Origin of the sequence: Microbacterium sp. W4I4, assembly GCF_030816235.1 — a bacterium.
In the GTDB taxonomy this organism is placed as follows: domain Bacteria; phylum Actinomycetota; class Actinomycetes; order Actinomycetales; family Microbacteriaceae; genus Microbacterium.
The window spans coordinates 2,890,847-2,914,622 of sequence record NZ_JAUSXT010000001.1 but is presented as its reverse complement, the minus strand read 5'-3'; the positions used below and the strand labels follow the sequence as shown (position 1 = coordinate 2,914,622).

The window sequence follows — 23,776 nt, the reverse complement described above, 5'->3', positions numbered from 1 at the left end:
CGATCGGACGGCGCGGATGATGGTCGTGCGAATCGGTCAGTCGTGCAATCGGTCAGTCGTGCAGATCAGTCGATGGTGTTCTTGCTCGGTGAAGCGGACGGTGGCGTCATCGAAGTCGGCGCTCCAGCCGCGTCCGTCGAGATCGTCCGCGCGGATGCCGAAGAAGAGTCCGGTGAACCGCAGCCGGTCCCCGTGGTCGTCCGAGAGGGTCCATGCCGGATGCACACCCGGAATCGGGTGTTCGGTCTCGTCGGCTCCGACCCAGGCGAAGACGAGGTCGGGCCCCCGCAGTCGTGCGTGCAGCGTCACGAGTCCGTCCGCGACCATGATCGCCTCGGAGCGCACCGTCCGGTTCCTGTCACGCGAGACCACGCGCAGATGCCTGCCGTTCTCGGCATCCCAGGTCAGCTGCAGCTGGATCCACCCCGACCGGTCGTACCAGGCGACGATGCCGGCGCTCTCCCGGGTCGAGGTGGGCGCGGCGTCGACCACGACCGAGAAATCCGTCTCGTGCTCTTCGACGCGGGTCAGGATCATCGACTGCTCGAAGACGGATGCCGGGGAGTGCCCGCCGCGAAGCCGCAACCAGCCGGAACGCGCCGTCAGATCCGCGACGGCGGGGTCGAGTGCGGCTCGCAACGTGGACCAGCGCCGGTAGTCGAGCCCCGGTGCATCGAAGCCGTCGGTCCACTCGTCGCAGCGAGCCGCACCCGAGCCGACGAGGGCGTGATGACCGCCGGATGCGAGCCGCAGCCATCCGTCCTCGTCGAACACCACCCGCTGCAGACAGGTCTCGCGTCCGAGAGTGCTGTACCGCTCGCCGAGGTGCAGCGTCGGCCGGCTGGCCAGGTGGACCAGCATCCAGTCGCCGTCTTGCGTCTGCACGAGTTCGCCGTGACCGGCCTTCTGCAGCGGGGCGCCGGGGGCGTCGCGGCTGGTCAGGACGAACGGTCGGGGGTCCCGCTCGTACGGGCCCGAGCGTTCGCGTGAGCGCGCCATCGTGATGGCGTGGTTCCAGCCCGTGCCGCCGGCCGCGATCAGCAGGTGATACCAGTCGCCGATGCGGTACAGGTTGGGTCCTTCGACGAGCGTCGTCTCCTGGTGGATCAACGTGGCCGTTCCGGAGGTGCGCCGCTCGTCGGGCAGGTACTGCTCCAGCACCAGCCCTCCGAAGGAAGGATGCTCGGGTCGCTGGTCCCACTGCACACCGACGATCCAGTGCGTGCCGTCCGGGTCGTGGAAGAAGGAGAAGTCGAAACCGCGGGAGCCGAGGTGCACCGGTGCGCTCCACGGCCCGTCGACGCTCTCGGCGGTGACGAGGTAGTTGTCGATGTCCTTGTCGTCGCCGTCCATCGTGCGCACGATGGAGTACGCCAGCCAGAACAGCCCGTCGGCATGCGTCAGACTCGGCGCCCAGACACCGCCCGAGTCCGGGATGCCGCGAAGATCGAAGCCCTCGTCCAGCGCGTGGGTGCGGACGGTCCAGTTCTCGAGATCCGTGGAGTGGTGGATGCGCACGGCGGGGTGGTACTCGAACGTGCTGGTGGCGATGAAGTAGTCGTCCCCCACCCGCAGGATCGACGGATCGGGGTTGAACCCCCGCAGGATCGGGTTGCGCACGGCATCCATCAGACGGCCCCCGGGATGCGCTCGAGGCCGACGAAGGTGCGTCCTGCGACATAGCGCGCCACCTCGTCGACGGCGTCGCGGCCGAGCCGGTGCAGCTCGTTGCCGGTCGCGCCGGCGATGTGCGGGGTGATGGTGACGTTCGGCAGGTGCCACAGCTCATCGTCGGGATCGAGCGGCTCCGGATCGGTGACGTCGAGGATCGCCTCGATGCGCCCGGATCGCGCGTGCGCTCGCAGCGCGTCGTGATCCACGAGCGAGCCGCGGGCCGTGTTGATCAGCACCGCGCCGTCTCGCAGCAGTCCGAACGCCCGATCGTCGATCATGCGCTCCGTCTCGGCAACCGCGGGGGCGTGCACGGACACGATGTCCGACGCCGTCAGCAGATGGTCCAGGTCGACCAGCTCGGCGCCGAGCGCCGCGGCGTCCTCAGGACCGACGTAGGGGTCGTAGACGAGCACGCGCATGTCGGTGTGAGCGAGCAGCCCGGCGACGCGGCGGCCGATGCGGGACGCCCCGATCAGGCCGACGGTGCGGCCGAAGTTCCCGGTGTCGCCGAGCAGAGCCTCGCGATCTATGAACGCCCGGCGTTCCTGGTAGATCCGCTCCGCGTGGCGTGCGCGCTTGCCCGCCAGCACGATCGTCGCGAACGTGTATTCGGCGACCCCCTGCGCGTTGCCCTCGCCGGTGTTCGTGAGTGCGATGCCGCGCCGCTCAGCTTCGAGAGGATCGACGAGCGCGCCGGCGGAGCCGCCCGCGAACACCACGGCGCGCAGCTGCGGCATCCGGTCGAGTTCGACGGCGTCGATGCGGGGGCACCCCCAGCCGGCGAGAAGCATCTCGGCGTCCGCCAGAGCGCTCCGCGCGCCGGCGCTGTCGAGTTCGGAGAGCACGACGGGATGCAGGTCGACCAGGCTCGAGAGGCGCTCCCGGTGCGGGCCGAACAGGTTCTCGGCCAGTGTCGCCGGGCTCATCGCCAGGACGGCGCGCGGGCGTGCCTTCACTCGTTCATCTCCTCGATGCTCCATTCATCGCGCCAGGCCATCTCGGCGCGGCCGTTCTCGATGCGCAGCGGCAGCCAGACCGGTGCGGACGATGCCAGATCCTCACGCGTCCAGCGGTCGCCGATGTACACGTGTCCGTGTCCCACGGGAAGCACGACGCTGACCTGGGAGTCGAAGGTGCGGCTGCCCGCGGGTGCGAAGTCGCGCCAGGTCGACCATGGACCCCCGAGAGTCGGTGCGGTGGCGTACTTGTTGTCGTTGAGGTCCCACCCGGTCAGGTCCGACCCGAACAGGAAGTAGACGCCGTCGTGCCGGATGAGAGTCGGCGACTCGTACCCGATCTCGGGGCGGTCGTGCTGACGCAGGGTCGCGATGAGCCGGTCGATGCCGCAGTGGTCTTCGCGCAGCCGGTAGATGCGCAGCCCGCCCTCGCGATCCTCGGAGAGCAGATAGCCCCGCCCGTCCTCTTGGTACACCCCGATGTCGCGGCTGAGGTTGCCGAGCGGGCGCTCGCTGCCGAGGTACTCGTAGGGCCCCTCCGGCCGGTCGGCGATCGCGTACCCGACCCGGGCGTCCGAGTAGTCCGCGCTGTCGACGTGGACGATCAGCACCCAGCGGCCATCGGGACGCCGCAGCGCCTTCGGGCGCTCGATGATCCGATCCGCCGCAAGATCCCCCGTGCCGGCGCCGAGTGCGTCACCGAGGTACTCCCAGGACGCGAGATCGGTCGAGCGGTAGCAGGCGATGGCCGTGAAGCGGTCTCCCGCGGTCTTGTCCTCACCCCACGCGTACCAGTGCTCGCCCACGCGCTGGATGCCGATGCCGTGCAGCTGCGCGACGCGTCCCCGGTCGTCGAGGAACAGCTCACCGGTGCGGATGATCCCGTTCATGACCCGTCCTCCTCGATGCGCAGCATCCGCGCCCCGATGCCGTGCGTCGTCCGGATCCGCAGCCCGACATCGGAGGGTTCCATCCGCCAAGCGCCGTCATCTCCGGGGAAGAGCGTCCGAGCAGCACCGCGGATACCGGGGAGGAGGATCTCCGTCGCGGTTTCGCCGCGATCCCACACGAACAGCAGCGTCTCCGCCGGGCTGCGCAACCCGAGACAGATCACATCGTCCTCCCACCCCGGCAGCCCGAGCGGCCAGAACGGCTCGGTTGCGGTGAGTCCGTCTCGCAGGCTCTTGTGCAGGGCGACCGCCTCCGCCACGAGCGCGGACTGGGACGGGCGGATGCCGTCCAGGAATCCCGAGAGGTACAGCCGTCCGCTCAGCCCCGTGACGAGGGTGAACGCCGTCTCGGCATCCGTCATGTCCGACGCCGGATACGCCCAGTTGCCGCACTGCTCCGGCAGGATCGACGCCGGAGCGGATGCCGCGATGGGCGGATAGAGGCGGAAGTCCTGCTGATCGCTGGTGGACTGCAGATGCGTCCGCGAGAGGAGCGCGTAGTCGGCGCGCATCGCGCCGGACGCGCAGTTCTCGATGAGCAGCCCGGGATGCCGCCTCTGCACGGCTACGAGCCAGTCCTGGTACGCCCGGGTATGACCCAGGAGGCCGGCCCCTGGACCCGTTGCGTCGACCTCGGTGCCGACCCCCGGGTTGATGTTGTAATCGAGTTTGAGGTACGAGGCGCCGTACTGCCGCACGACCCGGTCCACGGCGTCGTCGGCGTGAGCTCGCGCGGCAGGATGACGGAAGTCCAGGTGCAGGCGCCGATGCTCGACCACCGGCCGGCCGAATCGGCGGAAGTAGGCATCCTCGGGGAGCATGGCAGCAGCCGGGCTGTCCACGCCGACCACCTCGGGCTCGAGCCAGATGCCCACGCGCATGCCGTGCGCGATGATTCTGTCGGTCAGCTCTCGCAGTCCCCCGGTGAACCGATGGTCCGCTTCCTGCCATTCACCGACCGTCGACCACCAGTCGCCCAGCTCCGGTTCGGCGAACCAGCCGGCATCGATGCAGAAGATCTCCGCACCGCACTCCGCCCGCAGCGTCGATCAGGGGAACCAGCGCTTGGGTGCTGGGCTGCCCCATGAGCGTGTTCATGAAGTCGTTGTAGACGATGGGAAGCCCGGCATCCGCGGATTCGCTCCGGATGCTCCGGCGGTAGTGGGTGAGCTCGGTGAGCGCGGCATCAGCACCGCCATCGGCAGCGGCGAGCGCCACGGCCTCGGTGCGGAACCCTTCGCCGGGCGCGAGTGCGTGTGCGAACTGGTGCTCGAGGTCGGTCGGCCCGAGGAACGACATCACCGCACCGCCCTCGCCCTGGGACATGTCCACGCACCAGCCGGCCGAAGTCTCGATCTGCCAGGTCAGCGCGCCCGCATCGGCGGCATCCGAGGAGATCAGCACTCCGACGGGGAGGTGCTCGCCGGTGGACCAGGATCCGTGGCTTGCGATCGAGTACCGGCCGCGCCCGTCCTGCCCGTGGATCGGCAACGACAGCTGCGGAAGCGCATCGCGCAGCGGTCGCTGCTCCCAGCGGTCCTCGGCGAGCCACTCGCTTCTCGCGGTGAGCAGCCGCGCCGAGTCGATATCGGATTCGCGGCGCCCGAAGCTGATCGTCGCCGACGACACGGCGGTCAGCACGATCGGATGAGCACCGGCGTTGCGGACCACATGATGGATCCGCACCGCACGTGCGTGCGGCACGGCACGCAGGCTCGTGCTGACCTCGACTCCGGTCTCGTCGTCGCGCTGAATCACGGTGAGCACGTCGGCGCCGCGGTCCTCGCCGTGTTCGAAGCGGCGCACGCGCAAGCGGCTGCCGATGGCGGAGCGGACATGGGCCTGGCTGGTGCGGGCGCGCTGCTCGGCTGCGGAGAAGATCTCGACGAGTCCGACGTCGGAGCGGCCGATGCCGGCGAGATCGCTGAGCAGCGCCGCCGGCGACGTGCCGTCCCAGCACACCCGGAACGCACCGATCGCCTGCTGCTGCTCGGCGACGGGGTCAGAGGCGAACATGACCGAGGTCATCGGCGGACCTCCTGGGCGACGGAGAATCCGAGGGCGCGGTTGCACATCACGATGCCCACGGCTGAGACGGCGGGCAGCAGCAGCACGGCAAGTGCGCCGAGCACGGGGAGGACCGTGGCTGCGGCGGTGAGAGCGACGATCAGCAACCAGGCAAGGGCGACATGGGGCCGCCGCGCGATCGCCACGGCTGTGTGCGCCACGAGCTCGAGAGCGGTTCGTTCCCCGCTGGGCGCGGTACTCGACGCCAGCCCGATGAGGAAGGCGACGATCACGAGCACTGCTGCCCAGACGATCAGGAAAACCGTGTCGCTGGAGCCCATCAGGGCGAGGTCGTATCCCAGCACGACGGCCGCCACGGGAAGGATCCCGGCCGCCCACGGCTGGTCGCGGAACGCCCCCGCGAGGGTTCGCCAGTACAGTCGGTCCACTCGTGCCGTTGCAATGCCCTCGTCGAGGATCGCGCCGGCGACGACGAGGAGTGCACGCACGGCGGGGAATGCCGTGCTCAGCGACAGCGCGCCGAGCCAGATCGCGAGGTGGGTGCTCTGCCAGCCGACCAGCGCCTGGAAGGCGATCGCGGGGAGCAGTGACGCGAGGAAGGACGCCGATGCGAGGAAGCAGGCGAAGGCTCCGAGCATCATCGCTGCGACAGGCCCTTCGTAGCCGAGCACCCGCGCGATGCGGCCGGGTCGGCGCGTGGCGCGCATGGGCTGCGCGGTGCTCATCCCTTCACCGCCCCGACCGACATGCCCTTGATGAAATAGCGCTGGAATCCCGCGAAGATCGCGACCGAGGGAATGATCGCGAGGATCGCGCCGGTGTAGATCAGCTGCCACTGCGAGGTGAGCAGGCCGATCATGCGGTTGATCGCGACGTTGATCGTCCCGGCAGAGGAGGAATCGAGGAACACCAGCGGCACGAAGAAGTCGTTCCACAGCCCGAGCGCCTGGATGATGACGAAGGCGCTGGTGACCGGCATCAGCATCGGGAAGACGATCAGCCAGAAGGTGCGCAGGCGCCCGGCGCCGTCGACGTGGGCGGCCTCCTCCACTTCGATCGGGATGCCCTTGATGAAGCTGCAGTAGAGCAGGATGCCGAAGCTGGCGGCGCCGCCGAGGTGGACGAGGATGACGGCGGTCAGCGTGCTGTACAGCCCGACGTCGTTGAATCCCTTGACCAGCGGGATCATCCGCACCTGGAACGGGATCATGAGTCCGGCGATGAACAGCACATACAGGAAGCGTCCGGTCCACCCGCCGACTCGTTCGATGCCGTACGCCGCCATCGGCACGATGGCGACCAGCAGCACGACGGTGCCGACGGTGATGATCAGCGTGTTCAGCAGGGCCTCGGCGTAGTCCGTCTGCTGGAAGAGCGCGATGTAGTTGTCGAGGGTGAACGCCGTGGGAAGCCCCATCGGATCGATCGTGATCTCGGAGTAGGAGCGGAACGACTGCAGCAGTGCGTAGAAGACCGGGGCGGCGACGGCGATCACGAGGACCGAGAGCACAGCCATCACGACGATCTCCCCCGGCGTCCACTTCTTCTTCTCGCGGGGTGTCCGTGTCTTCTTGGGCAGCGTCGTCTTGGGCAGGACTTGGGCTCGGGTGGCGTCTGCGGCGCTCATGCCTGGATCTCCCTCTTGCGCATGTAGGCGTTCGCGCCGACCGTGCTGATGATCACGACGATGAAGAGCACCACCGCCGCCGCCGAACCGAACCCGGCCCGGTACTCGCCGAATCCGACCTTGTAGATGAAGAACGCCATGGTCTCGCTGACGAAACCGGGGCCACCAGAGGTCAGCACCATCACTTGATCGAAGATCACCCAGCCGGCGATCATCGCGAGGGTCATGTTGACGGTGATGGCTCCGGCGATCATCGGCCAGGTGACGTTCCAGAACACCTTCCAGGCGCCTGCCCCATCGATGCGCGCGGCCTCGAGCAGTTCCTGCGGGACGGACTGGAGGTTGGCGAGATAGATGAGGGTGGTGTTCCCGCCGAGAGTGAAGCAGGTGATGAACAGGATCACCCAGACCACGATGCTGCTGTCGCCGAGCCAGTCCCTGGCCCAGTCCGGCAGCCCGAGGTCGCGCAGAACGCTGTTGACGCTCCCGAAGTTGTAGTTGAGCAGGTACTTCCAGATCGTCGCCATGATGAACGCGCTGACCAGGGCGGGCAGATACACCGCGGTGCGGAACAGCCCCTGCAGATGGTTCAGCCTGTCGAGCATGAGTGCGGCCACGAGGGCGATGATGTTGATGACCACCGCGGAACCGAGTCCCAGAACGAGCGTGTTCCGCACCGCATTCCAGAAGCGGTCGTCGGTCAGGATGTCCTGATAGTTCTTTGTCCCCACGTAGTCGTAGCCCTCACTGATGCCATCCCAGTTCGTGAAGCTCAGCTGAACGGACTGCAGTGAGGGGACGATGACCATGAGCAGATAGATCACGAGCGCGGGAGCGACGAATCCTAGGAGCACGAGTCGTCCCCGACCTGCGATGCCCAGTCGGCCCCGGCGCGGCAACGCAGGCGGCCTCGTTTCAGGCGCGGCGTGCAAAGGGGAGTCGCCGGGGAGCAGCGCCGTGGCGCTCGCCACTCCCACGCCGCCCTCCATCGAGCTCTGATCGCTCATGAGTACTCCTTCGGGTGCAGGAACTTCGAGGTCGTGTCCCGGGCCGGATGACGGCTGTCATCCGGCCCGGGAATGGTCAACCGGCGGCAGCGACCTGGTTCTGCAGTTCCTTCTGCGTCTTCTCGATCGCCTGATCGATCGAGGTCTGCTTGTCCTGCATCTCGATGCGGGCCTGACGGAAGAAGGTGTTCACGGCGCTGAAGGTGCTGAAGTCAGGCGCGTTCTCGTACCAGACCAGGTTCGGGTTCTTCAGCAGGGCGAAGTAGTCCGCGGCACCGGGGATGGACTCGTTCTGCGTGACCTCGTCGGACTTCGCGATATTGGGCGAAAGCCAGCCGTTCTTCTGCATGAGATCAGCGGCGTCGACCGAATAGAAAGTACTTCAGGAACTCGAGCGATGACGCGAGCTCCTTCTTGTTCTTGGCGGCCTGCGACGAGATGGCCAGACCGCCGGCGGTGTCCCCGACGACGCTGTTCTTGAGTACGTAGATCTTGCCGTCCTTCGCGGGGACGATGAACATGCCCGCGTTGAACTTCGGGTCGACCTTGCTGATGTCCATCAGCCGGCCGAGTCCTGCCGATGAGGTGGCCATGACTGCTTGGTTGTTGACCAGCAAGGTGGTCGTCTGCGCGTCGGCGGTGGACTGCCAGCCCTTGAGGAGGTAGTCATCCGTGATCGTCTGCAGCTCCTCGAGCGGTGCGCGCAGATCCGAGACGCTCGCGTCGCCCGCCGCCACGGCGTTCCAGAACCCGCCTTGGTCGCTGTACTCGGCGAAGGTCGGGGCGGCGAGCGGCTTCCACAGCTGGTCGGACGGCCAGACCTCGGCCGCGGCCGTCGCGAGCGGAACGTCACCGTTGGCCTTGATGTCCTTCAGGAGCGAGATGAAGTCGTCGTAGGTCTCCGGCACTTGAAGGTCGTGCTCGGCGAAGTAGTCCTTGTTGTAGACGATGTTGATGCCGATCTCGCCGTTCAGTGCGCTGTACGGCGTCGTGTAGACATTGCCGTCTGCTGCCGCGGCATAGGCGTCGGGCTGCAGCAGATCTGTCACTTCGGCGGGGATCGGGGCGAGCTTGCCCGCGTTGACGTAGGTGAGAGTGTCGCGCATGTCGACGATCGCGGGCCATTTGCCGGTGGCGTCGACGGTCTTCAGGGCGGTCGCGTAGTCGCTGCCCGCCGGGAGCGGGTCGAGCTTGACCGTCGTTGTCGTGCTGGTCTCGTTGAAGTCCTTCACCAGCGCGTCGACGGTGCTGTTCCAGGTGTCGTCGCCGGTGGCGTAGAGGAAGCGGATCGTGGTCTTGTCAGATGTGCCGCCGGCATTCGCGCCTTGCGAGCAACCCACAAGCGCGAGGGCTGTGACGGCGACGCCGGCGGTGACCAACAGCAGACGACTGCGGCGCGTCCGCGTGGTTGCGTGGTGCATGAGATCTCCTTTGATTCGAGCCGGACTGTCGTCCGCAATTAGGACAGTAGCTCACGGGAGAACGCTTACCAAGCAATTTCTGTAACTAGTTGCATCACGATCGGATATCGGCGATCATCGACGTGACCGACGTTTGTGGTGCCCACTGCCGGGCCCGACCGCCCGGGCCCGGTGGACACTCAGGCCCGCTGCAGGTCGGCGGCGCGCACGGCGGGGACCAGCACTTCACGGCACCAGGTGCGGAAGTCCGTCGGCGCCATCGTGGCCGTTGCCCAGTCCTCGTCGTAGATGCCGGCATCCTGGGCGGCGAACATCTCGACGGTGTCCGTGACGGCCTGCTCGCTCGCGCCCCGCGCGCGGAGCATTGCCGCGAAGTCGTTCAGAGCGACCCGCTCGTAGGCGACCGACCTGCCCAGCTCCTCCCCGATCACGGCGGCGATCTCCTCGGGGGTGAGCCGGTCGGGGCTGAACACCGGATCATCCTGCTGACCGCTCCACGACAGGTCGGCCAGCAGGCCTGCGGCGTGGGAGGCGATGTCCTGCGTCGCGATCATCGCCAGCGGCTGATCGACCGCGCAGCTGAGGGACAGCGTGCCGGTAAGGCCGATGGCATCCGCCTGCCCCAGAAGGTTCTCCATGTAGAACGGCAGCGAGACCGCCCGGTACCCGGCACCCGACGTCCTCAGCTCGGCATCCATGGCGAAGGCGGCCGACAGCACGCCCGCCGACGTGGTCCAGTCATGGCCGGCGCTGGTGACGGCGACGACGTGGGCGACACCGTGACGGCGGATCGCCGCAGCTCCGGCGCGCGCGAAGTCGAGATAGTGCTGCTCCGCGCTGGGAGCCGCCGGATTCGGCGGAACCAGCCAGAACAGGGCATCCGCTCCGGGCAGCGCGAGGTCGAGTACGGCGGCATCCGCGTGCGAGCCCTCGACCACTTCGACCCTCGCACGGATGTCCGTGTCGAGTTGGGCCGCGTCGCGGACGATGACGCGCACGGCGGCCTCCTGTTCGAGCAGCCGGGTGATGAGCTGTCGGCCGATCCGGCCGGTGGGTGTGGTGACGACGATCATGATTCCTCCATAATATGAACCTGAATTCCGGTTCCGAATATACGCCGGAGATCACCCTCGGTCAACTACAGTGAAGGCATGGCCGCTGTTGAACGATCGCTGCGCGCGGACGCGCGACGCAACCGCGAGGCCGTGCTCGATGCGGCCGCGGAGTTGTTCGCCCAGGACGGCGAGAACGTGCAGATGGATCAGATCGCCGCGCGTGCCGGGTTGGGCGTCGGGACGCTCTACCGGCACTTCGTCGACAAGCAGGCACTGCGCGCGGCGATCATCGGGCGCCGGTTCGAAGCCGTGACGAAACTTGCACGTGAGGCCGAGAAGCAGGACGACGCCTGGGCCGCGTTCGAGATGCTGCTCTACGGCTACCTGGAGTCCGTCGAGCCCGATGCGGCCTTCCGCTTCTCGATCCTCGGGGCGGAGGAGCCGACGTGGGCGGATATCGAGGCGGAGAAGGTGGCGTTCGCGGAGATCATGGACCGGATCTGTCGGCACGCGGTCGATGCAGGGCACCTGCGCGCCGACTTCACTGCGGCAGACTTCGTGCTCATCTCCCGCGGCGCAATGGCGAACGTGTCGGAGCGCGGCGGCTGGCGCCGGTTCCTGGAGCTTCAGCTCGACGGCATCCGCGTCGCCTGAATCCGCGCACTCACCGGTTCGCCTGGATCACGCGCGCCCGGCGCCTCAGGACAGCGCGAGCGCCGACCAGGACACCGGCGGCAGCGTCACGGTGAGGACGCCGCCGGCGAGCACGGCTCCCTCGAGCGCCTTCAGCCCCACGCGGTTCTGGTCCGCGAGGGTGTTCTTCGCGTAGACGTCGTCGTCCCACAGCGTCACGGCCTCGTCGATCGAGGAGACGTCGAGCTGAGCGGCATCGATGGTGACCGTGATCGACTCCGTGAGGCTGCGGTTGACGAGGAAGACCGCCGAGCCGTCGCCGTCGGTCGTGACCACCGAGTCGACCAGCGGAGCGTCGCCGTGCACGGCCGTCTCGTAGGTGCCGACGTCGATGCGCGGCTTGATGATCTCGCCCTTCGCCAGGCGCGAGGTGACCGAGAACGGGAAGAACGTGGTCTGCCGCCAGGCGTCGCCGCCGGGCTCGGTCATGATGGGGGCGATCACGTTGACCAGCTGAGCGAGAGAGGCGGATGCCACGCGGTCGTGGTTCTTGAGCAGCGTGATCAGCAGGTTGCCCAGGACCACGGCATCCGCCACCGAGTACACGTCCTCGAGCTGACGCGGCGCGTAGCGCCATTCGTCGTTGACCTCATCGGAGGCCTGGTGCTCGTCGAGGTACCAGATGTTCCATTCATCGAAGGAGAGCTTGATCTTCTTGTCGCTCTTCAGCTTGTAGCCGACGTGATCGGCGGATGCCACGACGGTCTCGATGAAGTACTGCATGTTCAGCGAGGAGGCCAGGAACGAGCCGAGGTCTCCGCCGCGCTCCTGGTAGTAGGCGTGGCAGGAGATGTAGTCGACGTGCTCGTAGGAATGCTCGAGCACCGTGCGCTCCCAGTCGCCGAAGGTCGGCATCGACGAGCCCGAGGAGCCGCAGACGACGAGCTCGAGGGTGCGGTCGGCGGCCTTCATGGCCTGCGCGGTGCGGGCGGCGAGCTTGCCGTAGTCGTCGGCCGTCATGTAGCCGGTCTGCCAGGGGCCGTCCATCTCGTTGCCCAGGCACCACATCCGGATGTCGTGCGGCTCGACCGTGCCGTTGGCGATGCGCTGATCGCTGAGCGCCGTGCCGGAGGGGTGATTGCAGTACTCGAGCAGGTCGAGGGCCGCTTCGATGCCACGGGTGCCGAGGTTGACGGCCATCATCAGCTCGGAGCCGGTGAGCTTCAGCCAGCGGGAGAACTCGTCCACACCGACCTGGTTGGTCTCCAGGGAGTGCCAGGCGAGGTCGCGGCGCACCGGGCGGTTCTCGCGTGGTCCGACCGAGTCCTCCCAGCGGAAGCCCGAGACGAAGTTGCCGCCGGGGTAGCGGATGGTGCTGGAGCCGAGCTCGCGCACCAGGTCGACGACGTCCAGGCGGAAGCCGTCCTCGTTCGCCGTGGGGTGGCCCGGCTCGTAGATGCCGTCGTAGACGCAGCGGCCGAGATGCTCGACGAACGAGCCGAAGATGCGCCGATCGATCGGAGCGACGACGGCCTCACGGTCGATGGAAATGCGCGCACTGGTCATGGTCGTCCTCTCCGGCCCCCTGAGAAGACCCCGATGTCGTCGCGCAGTTCAGCGGCGATCGACCGATATACAACGTTGTAGATAGTCTGTCCGGTGCACGCCACCCGTGTCAATCTGCGCGCGTGAACGCCGAGCGCCGGTCCGGAGGGCGCATCCGGGGCGCGGATAGAGTATGAGAACCCGGACGCGGGTCCGGATGATGGGGGCACGATGGGATCGACGATGCACGACGTCGCGCGTCTCGCCGGAGTGTCCGTGAAGACCGTCTCGAACGTGATCAACGACTACCCGCATGTGCGCGGCACGACCCGCGAGCGGGTGCTGACGGCGATCGACGAACTCGACTACCACCCGAATCTCACCGCGCGCGGGCTCCGCTCCGGACGCACCGGGGTGATCGGACTCGCCGTGCCCGCCCTGCGCGAGAGCTACTTCGCCGAACTCGCGGATGCCATCATCCGCGCCGCAGATGCACGCGGCCTCGGCGTGGTCATCGAGCAGACCAGCGGCGATCGCGAGCGCGAGCTGCAGGCCGTCCGCGGCGGCCGACTCCGCCTCACCGACGGGCTGATCTTCAGCCCGTCGGCGCTCGGGCAGAAGGATGCCGAGTCGCTGGGCACCTCGTTTCCGCTCGTGCTCCTGGGCGAGCGGATCTTCGACGGGCCGACCGACCACGTCGCCATGCACAACACCTCGTCCGCCCGCGCTGCCACCGAGCATCTGCTGGACATCGGACGCCGGAGGATCGCGATCATCGGCACCGAGCGCGAGCGCGGCCAGGAGGCGAGCTCTGCCGGTCTGCGCCTGGACGGCTATCTCCTGGCCCTCGAGCGCGCGGACGTCGAGGTCGACGCCGATCTCATCAGACCGAACGAGCACTGGAGTCGCTCCGCCGGCGCCGAGACGACACGCACCCTCATCGACGACGGCGTCCGGTTCGACGCGATCTTCGCACTCAACGACACCCTCGGGCTCGGCGCACTGCGCGCCCTCGGCGAGGCGGGGCTGCGCGTCCCCGAGGACGTCGCCGTCATCGGCTTCGACAACACCGATGAGGCCGAGTTCTCCATGCCCTCACTGACCAGTGTGGACATCGGACGCGAGCAGATCGCCACCGAGGCGGTCGACCTGCTCATCGAGCGCATCGCCGAGAAGGGCACCCGGCGCGCACCGCGCACTGTCACGCCGGACTTCCAGATCATCCGACGCGAGTCGACGGGTTTCTCCGGCCGCCGACGCTGACGAGCACCGTCGGTCACGGCACCCGGTCCACCGCCGGTCACGGCACCCGGTCCACCGCGCAGGCGCGGCATCCGCGCGCAAGTACGCCACGAGGGCATCCACCTTCCAGCATCCGACTGTCGACTTTCGGATAGCACAACGTTGGAAATTCGTCGTTGACCTGCCTTGTGATGTCTGAGATAGTGGCCGCGTGCGAACTTTACGACGTTGTAAATAGGCATCCTCGACGCCGTGGTCCGCATTCCCTGAACGGCTCGCCCCAGCTGCGTACACGCAGAATCCGAGCCGGCCACATCACACGAGATGAGGAATCGATGGAGATCACATCCGAGCGTCGGCCTTCGGGACGACGCGGAAGAACGCGACGCGCACTCGGCCTGCTCACGGCCTCGCTCATCGCGATCACAGGCCTCGCAGCGGCTTCCCCAGCCGTCGCCGCCGACCCGTGGATCGACGTGCAGGACGACGGCTATCTGAGGATCAGCGTGCCCAACAGCGCGGTCGAAGACGCGGTCGGTGCGGTGTCGCAGGTCGTGGTGGAAGGAAACTTCGGCCTGTCGCACAACTGGGCGCAGATCGGGTTGCAGCGCAGCGGCGCCTCATGGACCGCCACGTACGGCCCCTTCGAGCCCGGGCTGTACTACTACCAGGTCACCGGAGACGACAGCAAGGTGCTGAAGGACGCCAGCAACGCCACCAGCGTGGCATCCGAGCCGGAATGGAGCACGTTCTTCATCCCCGGCGACTCGGCGGCGCTGCTCGCCGACGCACCGGAAGCGGCCGGCACCATCGAGACGCTGACCTACGACAGCGCCGTGGCCGGAGAGCAGCGGGATGCCCTCGTCTGGGTACCGCCGACGTACAAGCCCAAGGGCAAGAAGCTCCCGGTGCTGTACCTGCAGCACGGCGGCGGCCAGAGCTATCGGGACTGGGTCGAGGTCGGCCGCGCCGAGCAGATCCTGGACAACCTGTGGCTGGCCGGACAGCTCGAGGACATGCTCGTCGTGATGGCGAACGGCAACGTCGACGACTTCTCGGCGGAACTGCTCGAGAACATCGTCCCGGCCGTCGAGAAGGACTACAACGTCTCGCCCTCGCGCAAGAAGCGCGCATTGGCGGGATTGTCGATGGGCGGCGGTCAGACCTTCGAGGTGTTCAGTGAGCACCCCGGCGAGTTCGCCGCGATCGGCACCTTCGGCGCCGGCCGCTTCGGCGACCTCGCTGGCATCCCGGTCGAGAAGATGAACGACAGGACCGACCTGTTCCGCGTCTACGTCGGCAACCCGACGGACGCCGCGCACAACGACGTCCACGATTCGTTCCAGAAGTTCGACGAGCTCGGACTGAAGTACCAGTTCGACGGCGTGAATCCCGACGCGGGCCACAACTGGAACGCCTGGCAGGAGAACCTGATCGACTTCGCTCCCCGTCTGTTCACGAAGTCGGCATCCGACCCGGCCATGAGCGAGGGACACACCGCACTCATTAAGCGGTTCGAGAAGCCGGCATCCGGAACGACGCCGACGCCGTGGATCAGCGAGGACGGCTTCGTCACGTTCGAGACGACCACCGATTTCGCGGACGCCGACTACGTCTCGGTTTGGGCGAACATCGCTCCCGGCGGCAGCTGGCTGCGCACCGAGATGAACAAGGTCGGCGATCGCTGGCAGGTGACGATGGGCCCGATGGACCCGTGGTTCTACCACTACCGGCTCATCGTCGACCGCGCGGCCGTCAAGGACGCATCCAACCCCACGTCGGTGACCTCGGAGCCGATGTGGAGCACGTTCCTCGTCGAGGGCGAGGAGTCACGTCTGCTGACCGATGTGCCCCAGGGGCAGGGCGGAGATCTGGACGTCATGACGTACCAGAGCACCGTGGCGGGCCAGGAGCGCCGCGCCTATGTCTGGACTCCCCCGGGCTATGACGCGGAGCGCGCCGAGCCCTACCCGCTGTTCGTGCTCAACCACGGCGGCGGCCAGAGCTGGACCGACTGGGTGGAGGTCGGACGCGCGCGTCAGATCCTCGACAACCTCGCGCTCGACGGCGCCACCGAGCCGATGGTCGTGGTGATGCCGAACGGCAACGTCGGCGACTATCCGAAGGAGCTGCTCCAGAACGTCGTCCCCACGACGGAGCAGAACTACAACGTCAGCAGCGATCCGCATCAGCGTGCGCTCGCAGGTCTGTCGGCGGGTGGTGCGCGCACGCTGTCGGTGGTCAAGTCGCAGCCGGAGCAGTTCGCCTCGATCGGCGTCTTCTCGGCCGGCTTCGGCAGCGGAGACGGAGTGGATGTCGAGGCGATCAACGCCAACACCGACATCTTCCGCTTCTACATCGGAGACATCACCGATTTCGTCTACCCGGGGATGATGAGCTCGATCGAGACGATGGATCGGATCGGCATCGAGTACCAGTTCGACGGCGTGACGCCCGGCCCGCACGGGTGGGATGTCTGGCAGAAGAACCTCATCGATTTCGCGCCGCGTCTGTTCCAGGACGCGCCCGCGAGCTGACCGAGGTCACCGCTGAAGCAGGAGCGCCCTCCTGGACTCCGATGGAGTCCGGGAGGGCGCTCCGCTCGTTCGTGCGATCATCAGCCCGACTCCGGTCCGCGGCGCGCCGGCACGCTATAACGTTGACAACACCCCGACGGAAGGCAGAATCCTCATGCGCATCGCCCTCACCGGATCCACCGGCAAGCTCGGCAGCGTCGTCGCCCGCGAACTGCGCGCGAAGGGCTGGGATGTGATCGGCATGGACGTCGTCGGCACCCGCGGCCCCGACTTCGTGCAGGTCGACCTCACCGACTACGGGCAGGTCGTCGATGCGCTCACCGCGGTGGGCGACCGCCACGACGGCATCGACGCCGTGGTGCACCTCGGTGCGATCCCCGCCCCCGGCATCCGCAGCGACGTCGCGACCTTCCACAACAACATGCCGGCGACGTTCAACGTGTTCTGGGCCGCCGTGCGGCTCGGCATCCGCCGGATCGTCTACGCGTCCAGCGAGACGGTGCTGGGTCTGCCCTTCGACGTGCCGCCGCCCTACATCCCGGTCGACGAGGAGTATCCCGCCCGCCCCGAGTCGGTGTACTCGCTGGTGAAGACGCTCGAGGAGCAGCTGGCTCGGGAGCTGGTGCGCTGGCATCCCGACCTGTCGATCACCGCGCTGCGCTTCTCGAACGTGATGGTTCCCGAGGACTACGCCGAGTTCCCCTCCTTCGATGCCGACGCGCTGCGGCGCAAGTGGAACCTGTGGGGCTACATCGATGCGCGAGACGGCGCGCAAGCCGTCGAGCGCGCACTGCAGGTCGCGGCCCCGGGCTTCGATCGCTTCATCATCGCCGCGGCCGACACGGTGATGTCGCGCCCGAACGCCGAGCTGATCGCCGAGGTGTTCCCGGATGTCCCGGTGACCCGCGAGGTGGGCGAGCACGAGACGCTGCTCTCCATAGATCACGCCCGCGACGTGCTGGGGTTCGCACCCCAGCACTCGTGGCGCGATCACGTCTGAGCGCACCACGATCTGAGGCGCACGATCCGAGCGCTCGCCCCGGCCACGGGACGTGGCCTCCAGCATGAGACTTGCCGTCCAGCATGAGACGGCACGGCAGGCGTGCAGTCTCACGCTGGAACAGAAGTCTCGCGATATCGTGGCGAGAGCGGCGAGGAGACCGGTGGCAGAGCGAGCAGACGATTCGCGCGTGTGGCGCGCACCGTCGATCATCGACGTCGCGCGCGAGGCCGGCGTCTCCGCGCAGACTGTGTCGCGCGTGGCCAACGGCATGGACATCGTGCGGCCGGCCACCCGCGAGAAGGTGCTCGCCGCGATGGACCGGCTCGGCTACCGGCCGAACTCCGCCGCGCGGGCGCTGAAGTCCGGCAGGTTCCGCACCCTCGGCGTGATCATGTCGGGGCTGTCCAGCTACGGCAACATGCACACGCTCGAAGCGGTCGCGAACGAAGCGGCGAAGCAGGGGTACTCGCTGGCGCTCACGCCGCTGTGGACGATCGCGCAGGCCGGTTTCACGGGAGCGTTCGCCCGGCTCGCAGACCAGGCCGTCGACGGGGTGCTCGTCGTGCTCGAGGCGCACGAGCTGCAGGATTCCGACCTCGCCCAGATCACCGGCATCCCGGCGGTCGTCGTGACCGCCGGCGACTCGCATCCGTACCCGTCGATCGACATCGACCAGGTGCAGGGCGCACGGCTGGCCACCGAGCATCTGCTCGAGCTCGGGCACGAGACGGTCTGGCACATCCGCGGTCCCGAGAACTCGTACTCCGCTGAGGATCGTGCGAACTCCTGGGCGGACACGCTGCGGGCCCATGGCCGCATCGTGCCCCCTGCCCTGCAGGGCGACTGGAGCACGGCATCCGGGTATGCCGCCGGGCAGCGGCTCGCGGCCGAGCCCGACGCGACCGCAGTGTTCGCTGCCAACGACGAGATGGCCCTCGGCGCGATGCGGGCGCTGAGCGAGGCGGGACGCCCCGTTCCCGGCTCCGTCAGCGTGGTCGGATTCGACGACATGGACATGGCGGCCGACTTCCAGCCGCCCCTGACGACGATCCACCAGTACTTCGACAGGGTGGGCACCGCTGCGGTGGGCATGCTGATCGATCAGATCGAGAAGCGCCGGTTCACGCCGCCCGGGCTGGTGGCCACCGCGCTCGTCACCCGGGAGAGCACGGCGCCACCTGCACGTTAGACGCTCACGCCCGCCCGTGCACCCCGCGGAACGCGTACCGGAAGACCAGTTCGCCGGTGGGCAGGAGGTGCTTGTCGAGCGGACGCGCACCCCAGGAGTCGTCGCCGGCCACGCCGCGGCGCATCAGCGCCGGGCGCACGATCGTGCGGTGGATCGGCGGCAGCTCGTTCGGGTGCAGCGCGCTCTCGATCTCGGCCGGAGTCCAGCTCAGCGCGGAGAACTCCATGGTCGGCTCGCCCTCGAAGCGCAGACCGATGCCCTGGGCATCCGTCACCTCCGCCCAGCGCACGCCCGTGCGGTTGCCCGCCTCCTGCGGACGCAGGTACGGGGTGAGCATGTCGGCGACCCGGCGGTCGTAGACGCCCAGTCGGGCGCCCTCGCGGCGGTCCACGTAGGATTCCTCCGGCCCGTCGCCGTACCAGCGCACCCGGTCGTAGTCGGCGGGCATCGTGAGCATGGTCGCGAACTCCGGCATCTGTGCCATGCCCTCGGGCACGGTCATCCGCTGGGTCACCTCGACCCGGCCGGCGCCGTCGATCAGGTAGCTGAGGTCGCAGTGCGTCACCGGGACGGTGGGCAGCTCGTAGCGGTAGCCGATGCGCACGGCGCCGTCCTCGACCTCCACCGAGATGTCGGCCGGTTCGTGGAAGCGGCTCGCCCGCCCGTAGCGGCTCGCGAGCAGCCACTGCCCCTCATCGAACGGTCCTCCCCAGCCGCGCTCGTTGGCGGTGGGGGCATGCCAGAAGTTCGGCGTGACGACACCGGAGAGCAGCTCCCGTCCGCCGGTGCTCGTCTCGCCGTACCGGTACGAGCTCAGTCCGTTGAAGATGCGCGAGAACAGCACGTGGAAGCCGGGGCCGTGCACGCCGATGCTCAGCGTGCCCTCCACGACGGTGGGGGTCGGGGCGGATGCCAGGGCGGCCGGGGCGCCGACCGTCAGCACGTGCTCGCCCCAGGCGACCTCGTGGCCCGCCGGGGCCCAGTCCGTCGCCGCGCGCAGGTGCAGCGATACGACGATCGCGTACTCCCCCGCTGCGGTGGGGACCGGATGCGGCAGGTCGAACGTCGCCGTCTGGCCGGGGGCGACGTCGGTGTCGACGACACCGGTGCTGACGATGCGTCCCTCGCGGGAGATCGTCACGCGCGTCTCGTACGCGGCCGAGGAGGTGAACAGCATCCGGCTGGTGAGAGCGAATCCGGATGCGGTGTTCTCGGAGGCGAAGACGTCGACGACGTAGCCCTGGTAGAGCTTCTTCATCTCCTGCGCCTTGGGCGAGGGCGTGTGGTCGGCGAAGAAGATGCCGTTGCCACTGAAGTCGTGATCGTGCGGCGCCTCGCCGTTGTCGCCGCCGTAGCCGAAGAACTCACGGCCGTAGCGGTCGGTCATCCGGATCGCCTGGTCGGCGAAGTCCCAGATGAAGCCGCCCTGGAACAGCTCGTCGCGGTACGCCAGTTCGATGTACTCACCGACCCCGCCGAACGAGTTGCCCATCGCGTGGGCGTACTCGCAGAGCAGGAACGGCTTGTCGCGGTGCTCGCTCAGGTATACCTCGACGTCGGCGGCCGAGGTGTACATCTGGCTGGCGATGTCGGTGGTCTCGGGGTAGCGCGGGTCCCAGCGCACGCCCTCGTAGTGCACGGGCCGGTCGTCGACGGATCGGAACCAGTCGGCCACGTCCCGCAGCACGGTTCCGCCGAAGGACTCATTGCCGCACGACCAGATCACGACGCTGGGATGGTTCTTGTCGCGCTCGAGCATGCTGCGGGCGCGATCCAGCACGGCGGGGAGCCATTCGGCGTGGTCCCCGGGCAGGGCCGTCTCCAGAGGCTTGTCGAAATGCCGGATCTCGGTCCACCGACCGTGCGTCTCCAGGTTCATCTCGTCGATCACGAGCATCCCGTACTCGTCGGCGAGCGCGTAGAACGCCGAATCGTTGGGGTAATGGCTGGTGCGGATGGCGTTGACGCCGTAGGCCTTCAGCATCCGGATGTCGGATTCCGCCAGCTCCCGCGAGGCGACCCGTCCGTTCAGCCCGAACTCGTGCCGGTTGATGCCGTTGAACACGACGCGTGCGCCGTTGAGGGAGAGCACGCCGTTCTCGATGCCGAAGCGGCGGATGCCGACGCGCTGCGGGATCACCTCGAGCAGCTGCCCGGCGGCATCCCGCACCTCGATGACGAGGTCGTACAGGTGCGGGTCCTCCGTGCTCCACAGCCGGGGCGCGTCGACGCGCAGTGCGAAGGCGCCGTCCTCGCGGGCGGTGAGCTCGCCGACGCCCTCGAGGCGCGCGGTGACGCTTCCGGTTCCTTCGAGCGCGACGGACAGGACGACCTCGGCGGATGCCAGGTCGTCGGCCACGGCGGTCGTCACACGGAGGTCCTCGACGTGCACGGCCGCGCGGCGGTACAGCACCACGTCGCGGAAGATGCCGGAGAAGCGGAAGAAGTCCTGATCCTCCAGCCACGAGCCGGCACTGTACGTGAACACCTGTGCGGCGAGGCGGTTCTCCCCCGCCACCAGCGCATCCGTCAGATCGAACTCCGCCGGGGTGAAGCTGTCGGTGCTGTACCCGAGGTAGCGGCCGTTCAGCCAGAGCGCGATCGCGCTCTCCGCACCGTGGAATGTCACGCTCAGCCGCTCGCCGACCGCGAGCGGCCGGTCGATCTCGAACGTGCGCACGTAGCTGCCGATCGGGTTGTCGCGCGTCGGCACCTGTCCGGGCTCGATGCCCTCCTGCCCGTCCCAGGCGTAGCCGACGTTGACGTACTGTGGGCGGTCGTAGCCCTGCAGCTGCAGGTGCGAGGGCACCGGGATGTCATCCCAGCCCGAGACGTCGGTGTCCGGCTGCTCGAAGCCGGGGATGACCTGGCTCTGGTTCTTCGCGCAGTGGAACTTCCAGAGTCCGTTGAGCGACTGTTCGAAGGAGCTGGTGCCGGTGCGCGCCTCGTCGAGGTCGGCGAACCAGCGGTGGTCGGAGTGGGCGGGGAGACGGTTGTCGGAGAAGAACGCCGGGTCGGCGATGCGGTCGATGTCGAATGTCACTTGATGGCTCCGGTGATGCCCTGCGCGAAGGCCCGCTGCAGGATGAGGAAGACGAAGATCGTCGGCAGCGACGTCAGCAGCACGGCGAGCATGAGCACTCCGTAGTCGGTGACGTAGCCCGCCGTGAGGTTGGCGATGAGCATGGGCATGGTCTGCACGGCGTTGTCCAGCAGGATCACGCGCGGCCAGAGGAAGTTGTTCCACGACGCCATGAACGTGATCACCGCCGCCGCGGCGAAGGTGGATTTCATGGTCGGCACGTAGATGCGCGCGAATATCGAGAGCTCCTTGAGACCGTCGATGCGAGCGGCCTCGATGATCTCGTAGGGGAACGAGCGCGACGCCTGCCGGAACAGCAGGATCAGCAGCGGAGTGGAGATCGACGGGATGATCACCGCGAACAGCGAGTTGACCATGCCCACCTCCGCGAACATCCGGAACAGCGGGATCATGATCGCCGCGAACGGGATCATCATGGCCAGCATGAGGATGGCCATCACGACGTCCTTGCCGCGGGAGTGGTAGACCTCGAACCCGTACCCGGCGACGGCGCACACGATCAACGCGAGCACCGTGGTGCCGATCGCGATCAGGGCCGAGCTGGTCATGGCGGCGCCGATGTCCTGCTGCTTCGTGAGCGCGATCAGGTTGTCGATCAGGTGACCGCCGGGGGTGAGGCGCGAGGCCAGCACGTCCTGCGTCGAGTTCGTCGCCGAGACCACCATGAAGTACAGCGGGAAGACCGAGAACAGCGCGAAGACCGACAGGAAGACGTAGCCGGGGACGCGTCGCCAGGTGAAGCGGGTCCGACGCCTGGGCGCCGAGTTCCTCGTCACGAGCGCCTCCGTCGTGGTGCGCTCCGTCAGGGTGAGTTCAGTCACGCTTGTCACCGACCTTCATCTGGATGATCGCGAGCACCGCGACCATGATCAGGATCACGTACGAGATCGCCGCCCCGTAGCCGACGTTCGGGTTCTTCAGGAACGACAGCTCGTACAGGTAGTGAGACATCGACATGGACTGGTACGACGGACCGCCCTTGGTCAGCGACCAGGATTCGTCGAAGAGCTGCAGCGTGCCGTTGATGGACATGATCGCGGTCAGCACGATCATCGGCCGCAGCTGCGGCACCGTCACGTACCAGAACGTCTTGAAGGAGCCGGCGCCGTCGATGCGCGCGGCCTCGAGGGTGGAGTGGTCGACGTTCTGCAGAGCGGCGAGGAAGAAGATCATGTTGTAGCCGGTCCACCGCCACAGCAGACCGACGATGATGACGAAGCGGGCCGTCCACGGCTCACCGAGCCAGTTCAGCGGGTCGTGCATGAAGCCGAGCCCCATGAGCAGGTCGTTGACCAGGCCGTCGGTCGCGAACATGGTGCGGAAGACGAGCGAGTACGAGACGAGCGAGACGGCGCACGGCAGGAAGATCATGGTGCGCCAGAACGCCTTGTACCTCAGGCGCGGATCGTTGAGCAGGTTGGCGAGGATCATCGCCAGGACCAGCATGATCGGCACCTGGATGACGAGGTAGAACACCGTGTTGAACATGGTGAGCTTGAAGATCTCGTCGTGCAGCAGTCGTTCGAAGTTCAGCCAGAACGGCTCCGCCCAGTTCAGGCGCGATCCGCGGCCGGTCTGCAGGGAGAGGACGAACGCCTGGATCATCGGCACGAAGCTCAGCACGGTGATCAGCAGCGCCGCGGGCAGGAGGAATCCCCAGCCGGTCAGGTTCCTGCGTCGTCCGCTGTTGAGCCAGGCACCGCCCCGTGGGGAGAAGTCGGGCGGTGGGCTGCTTCGCCGCCGGCGGCCGGTGCCGCCGGATGTCACGATCGATTGAGTCGCCACAGTGCGCACTCGCTTTCACAC

General features: G+C 67.6%; 20 protein-coding genes. 5 read left to right on the top strand and 15 right to left on the bottom strand.

Annotation, left to right across the window (positions count from 1 at the left end):
- Positions 1 to 36: 36 nt before the first annotated feature.
- From QF046_RS13800 to QF046_RS13750, 11 genes are all read right to left on the bottom strand, one after another.
- Positions 37 to 1,629, bottom strand: a complete 1,593-nt coding sequence (locus QF046_RS13800) for a glycoside hydrolase family 43 protein (RefSeq protein ID WP_307370804.1) — start codon at positions 1,627 to 1,629, stop codon at positions 37 to 39.
- Complete coding sequence (locus QF046_RS13795) at positions 1,629 to 2,630, bottom strand: hydroxyacid dehydrogenase (protein WP_307370801.1); 1,002 nt, start codon at positions 2,628 to 2,630, stop codon at positions 1,629 to 1,631. The genes QF046_RS13800 and QF046_RS13795 overlap by 1 nt, the downstream gene beginning before the upstream one ends.
- Positions 2,627 to 3,520 (bottom strand): family 43 glycosylhydrolase, encoded by an 894-nt coding sequence (locus QF046_RS13790; RefSeq protein WP_307370798.1) that lies wholly within the window; start codon positions 3,518 to 3,520, stop codon positions 2,627 to 2,629. The genes QF046_RS13795 and QF046_RS13790 overlap by 4 nt, the downstream gene beginning before the upstream one ends.
- Positions 3,517 to 4,560 carry a glycoside hydrolase family 36 protein gene (locus tag QF046_RS13785; protein WP_307372852.1) on the bottom strand — a complete coding sequence of 348 codons (1,044 nt, stop codon included), beginning with the start codon at positions 4,558 to 4,560 and terminating at the stop codon, positions 3,517 to 3,519. Before QF046_RS13785 ends, QF046_RS13790 begins: the two co-directional genes overlap by 4 nt.
- Positions 4,532 to 5,608, bottom strand: a complete 1,077-nt coding sequence (locus tag QF046_RS13780) for a glycoside hydrolase family 36 N-terminal domain-containing protein (protein WP_307370796.1) — start codon at positions 5,606 to 5,608, stop codon at positions 4,532 to 4,534. The genes QF046_RS13785 and QF046_RS13780 overlap by 29 nt, the downstream gene beginning before the upstream one ends.
- Positions 5,605 to 6,333, bottom strand: a complete 729-nt coding sequence (locus QF046_RS13775) for a hypothetical protein (RefSeq protein ID WP_307370794.1) — start codon at positions 6,331 to 6,333, stop codon at positions 5,605 to 5,607. Before QF046_RS13775 ends, QF046_RS13780 begins: the two co-directional genes overlap by 4 nt.
- A complete protein-coding gene (locus tag QF046_RS13770) occupies positions 6,330 to 7,235 on the bottom strand; it encodes a carbohydrate ABC transporter permease (protein ID WP_307370792.1) in 906 nt (301 codons plus the stop codon). The genes QF046_RS13775 and QF046_RS13770 overlap by 4 nt, the downstream gene beginning before the upstream one ends.
- Complete coding sequence (locus QF046_RS13765) at positions 7,232 to 8,242, bottom strand: carbohydrate ABC transporter permease (RefSeq protein ID WP_307370790.1); 1,011 nt, start codon at positions 8,240 to 8,242, stop codon at positions 7,232 to 7,234. The genes QF046_RS13770 and QF046_RS13765 overlap by 4 nt, the downstream gene beginning before the upstream one ends.
- A 76-nt stretch (positions 8,243 to 8,318) precedes the next feature.
- Positions 8,319 to 8,591, bottom strand: coding sequence for a hypothetical protein (locus tag QF046_RS13760; protein WP_307370788.1), 273 nt, complete (start codon positions 8,589 to 8,591; stop codon positions 8,319 to 8,321).
- Positions 8,592 to 8,595: 4 nt separating this feature from the next.
- The gene (locus QF046_RS13755; protein ID WP_307370785.1) at positions 8,596 to 9,663 is read right to left on the bottom strand and encodes an ABC transporter substrate-binding protein; all 1,068 of its coding nucleotides are present in this window, start codon (positions 9,661 to 9,663) and stop codon (positions 8,596 to 8,598) included.
- A 179-nt stretch (positions 9,664 to 9,842) separates the two neighbouring features.
- Complete coding sequence (locus QF046_RS13750) at positions 9,843 to 10,736, bottom strand: NAD(P)H-binding protein (RefSeq protein ID WP_307370782.1); 894 nt, start codon at positions 10,734 to 10,736, stop codon at positions 9,843 to 9,845.
- A 78-nt stretch (positions 10,737 to 10,814) separates the two neighbouring features.
- Here QF046_RS13750 and QF046_RS13745 point away from each other — a divergent pair, with 78 nt between their 5' ends.
- Positions 10,815 to 11,372: a TetR/AcrR family transcriptional regulator gene (locus QF046_RS13745; RefSeq protein WP_307370780.1), complete on the top strand. Its 558-nt coding sequence runs from the start codon at positions 10,815 to 10,817 to the stop codon at positions 11,370 to 11,372.
- A gap of 45 nt (positions 11,373 to 11,417) precedes the next feature.
- On the opposite strand, the gene QF046_RS13740 is transcribed toward QF046_RS13745, so the two are convergent.
- Entirely contained in the window at positions 11,418 to 12,917 is a 1,500-nt protein-coding gene (locus QF046_RS13740) for an alpha-N-arabinofuranosidase (RefSeq protein ID WP_307370778.1), read from the bottom strand.
- Positions 12,918 to 13,139: 222 nt separating this feature from the next.
- On the opposite strand from QF046_RS13740, the gene QF046_RS13735 reads away from it, so the two are divergent.
- The 4 genes from QF046_RS13735 (at position 13,140) to QF046_RS13720 (ending at position 18,867) form a co-directional block, all read left to right on the top strand.
- Positions 13,140 to 14,159, top strand: coding sequence for a LacI family DNA-binding transcriptional regulator (locus QF046_RS13735; RefSeq protein WP_307370775.1), 1,020 nt, complete (start codon positions 13,140 to 13,142; stop codon positions 14,157 to 14,159).
- Between the two features lie 314 nt (positions 14,160 to 14,473).
- Complete coding sequence (locus QF046_RS13730; RefSeq protein ID WP_307370773.1) at positions 14,474 to 16,675, top strand: esterase family protein; 2,202 nt, start codon at positions 14,474 to 14,476, stop codon at positions 16,673 to 16,675.
- 154 nt (positions 16,676 to 16,829) lie between these two features.
- Positions 16,830 to 17,675, top strand: coding sequence for an NAD(P)-dependent oxidoreductase (locus QF046_RS13725; RefSeq protein WP_307370771.1), 846 nt, complete (start codon positions 16,830 to 16,832; stop codon positions 17,673 to 17,675).
- A 163-nt stretch (positions 17,676 to 17,838) separates the two neighbouring features.
- Positions 17,839 to 18,867, top strand: coding sequence for a LacI family DNA-binding transcriptional regulator (locus QF046_RS13720; RefSeq protein WP_307370769.1), 1,029 nt, complete (start codon positions 17,839 to 17,841; stop codon positions 18,865 to 18,867).
- 4 nt (positions 18,868 to 18,871) lie between these two features.
- On the opposite strand, the gene QF046_RS13715 is transcribed toward QF046_RS13720, so the two are convergent.
- From QF046_RS13715 to QF046_RS13705, 3 genes are read right to left on the bottom strand one after another with little or no spacing between them, the layout of a single operon-like run.
- Positions 18,872 to 21,910 (bottom strand): glycoside hydrolase family 2 TIM barrel-domain containing protein, encoded by a 3,039-nt coding sequence (locus tag QF046_RS13715; RefSeq protein ID WP_307370766.1) that lies wholly within the window; start codon positions 21,908 to 21,910, stop codon positions 18,872 to 18,874.
- The gene (locus tag QF046_RS13710; RefSeq protein WP_307370764.1) at positions 21,907 to 22,791 is read right to left on the bottom strand and encodes a carbohydrate ABC transporter permease; all 885 of its coding nucleotides are present in this window, start codon (positions 22,789 to 22,791) and stop codon (positions 21,907 to 21,909) included. Before QF046_RS13710 ends, QF046_RS13715 begins: the two co-directional genes overlap by 4 nt.
- Positions 22,784 to 23,755 (bottom strand): carbohydrate ABC transporter permease, encoded by a 972-nt coding sequence (locus QF046_RS13705; RefSeq protein ID WP_307370761.1) that lies wholly within the window; start codon positions 23,753 to 23,755, stop codon positions 22,784 to 22,786. Before QF046_RS13705 ends, QF046_RS13710 begins: the two co-directional genes overlap by 8 nt.
- Positions 23,756 to 23,776: the final 21 nt, after the last annotated feature.

What these genes read in the sequence shown, in the direction of transcription:
- QF046_RS13800 (WP_307370804.1), bottom strand. Translation starts at nt 1,629, where the DNA reads ATGGATGCCGTGCGCAACCCGATCCTGCGGGGGTTCAACCCCGATCCG.
- QF046_RS13790 (WP_307370798.1), bottom strand. Translation starts at nt 3,520, where the DNA reads ATGAACGGGATCATCCGCACCGGTGAGCTGTTCCTCGACGACCGGGGA.
- QF046_RS13780 (WP_307370796.1), bottom strand. Translation starts at nt 5,608, where the DNA reads ATGACCTCGGTCATGTTCGCCTCTGACCCCGTCGCCGAGCAGCAGCAG.
- QF046_RS13775 (WP_307370794.1), bottom strand. Translation starts at nt 6,333, where the DNA reads ATGAGCACCGCGCAGCCCATGCGCGCCACGCGCCGACCCGGCCGCATC.
- QF046_RS13770 (WP_307370792.1), bottom strand. Translation starts at nt 7,235, where the DNA reads ATGAGCGCCGCAGACGCCACCCGAGCCCAAGTCCTGCCCAAGACGACG.
- QF046_RS13765 (WP_307370790.1), bottom strand. Translation starts at nt 8,242, where the DNA reads ATGAGCGATCAGAGCTCGATGGAGGGCGGCGTGGGAGTGGCGAGCGCC.
- QF046_RS13760 (WP_307370788.1), bottom strand. Translation starts at nt 8,591, where the DNA reads ATGCAGAAGAACGGCTGGCTTTCGCCCAATATCGCGAAGTCCGACGAG.
- QF046_RS13755 (WP_307370785.1), bottom strand. Translation starts at nt 9,663, where the DNA reads ATGCACCACGCAACCACGCGGACGCGCCGCAGTCGTCTGCTGTTGGTC.
- QF046_RS13750 (WP_307370782.1), bottom strand. Translation starts at nt 10,736, where the DNA reads ATGATCGTCGTCACCACACCCACCGGCCGGATCGGCCGACAGCTCATC.
- QF046_RS13745 (WP_307370780.1), top strand. Translation starts at nt 10,815, where the DNA reads ATGGCCGCTGTTGAACGATCGCTGCGCGCGGACGCGCGACGCAACCGC.
- QF046_RS13740 (WP_307370778.1), bottom strand. Translation starts at nt 12,917, where the DNA reads ATGACCAGTGCGCGCATTTCCATCGACCGTGAGGCCGTCGTCGCTCCG.
- QF046_RS13735 (WP_307370775.1), top strand. Translation starts at nt 13,140, where the DNA reads ATGCACGACGTCGCGCGTCTCGCCGGAGTGTCCGTGAAGACCGTCTCG.
- QF046_RS13730 (WP_307370773.1), top strand. Translation starts at nt 14,474, where the DNA reads ATGGAGATCACATCCGAGCGTCGGCCTTCGGGACGACGCGGAAGAACG.
- QF046_RS13725 (WP_307370771.1), top strand. Translation starts at nt 16,830, where the DNA reads ATGCGCATCGCCCTCACCGGATCCACCGGCAAGCTCGGCAGCGTCGTC.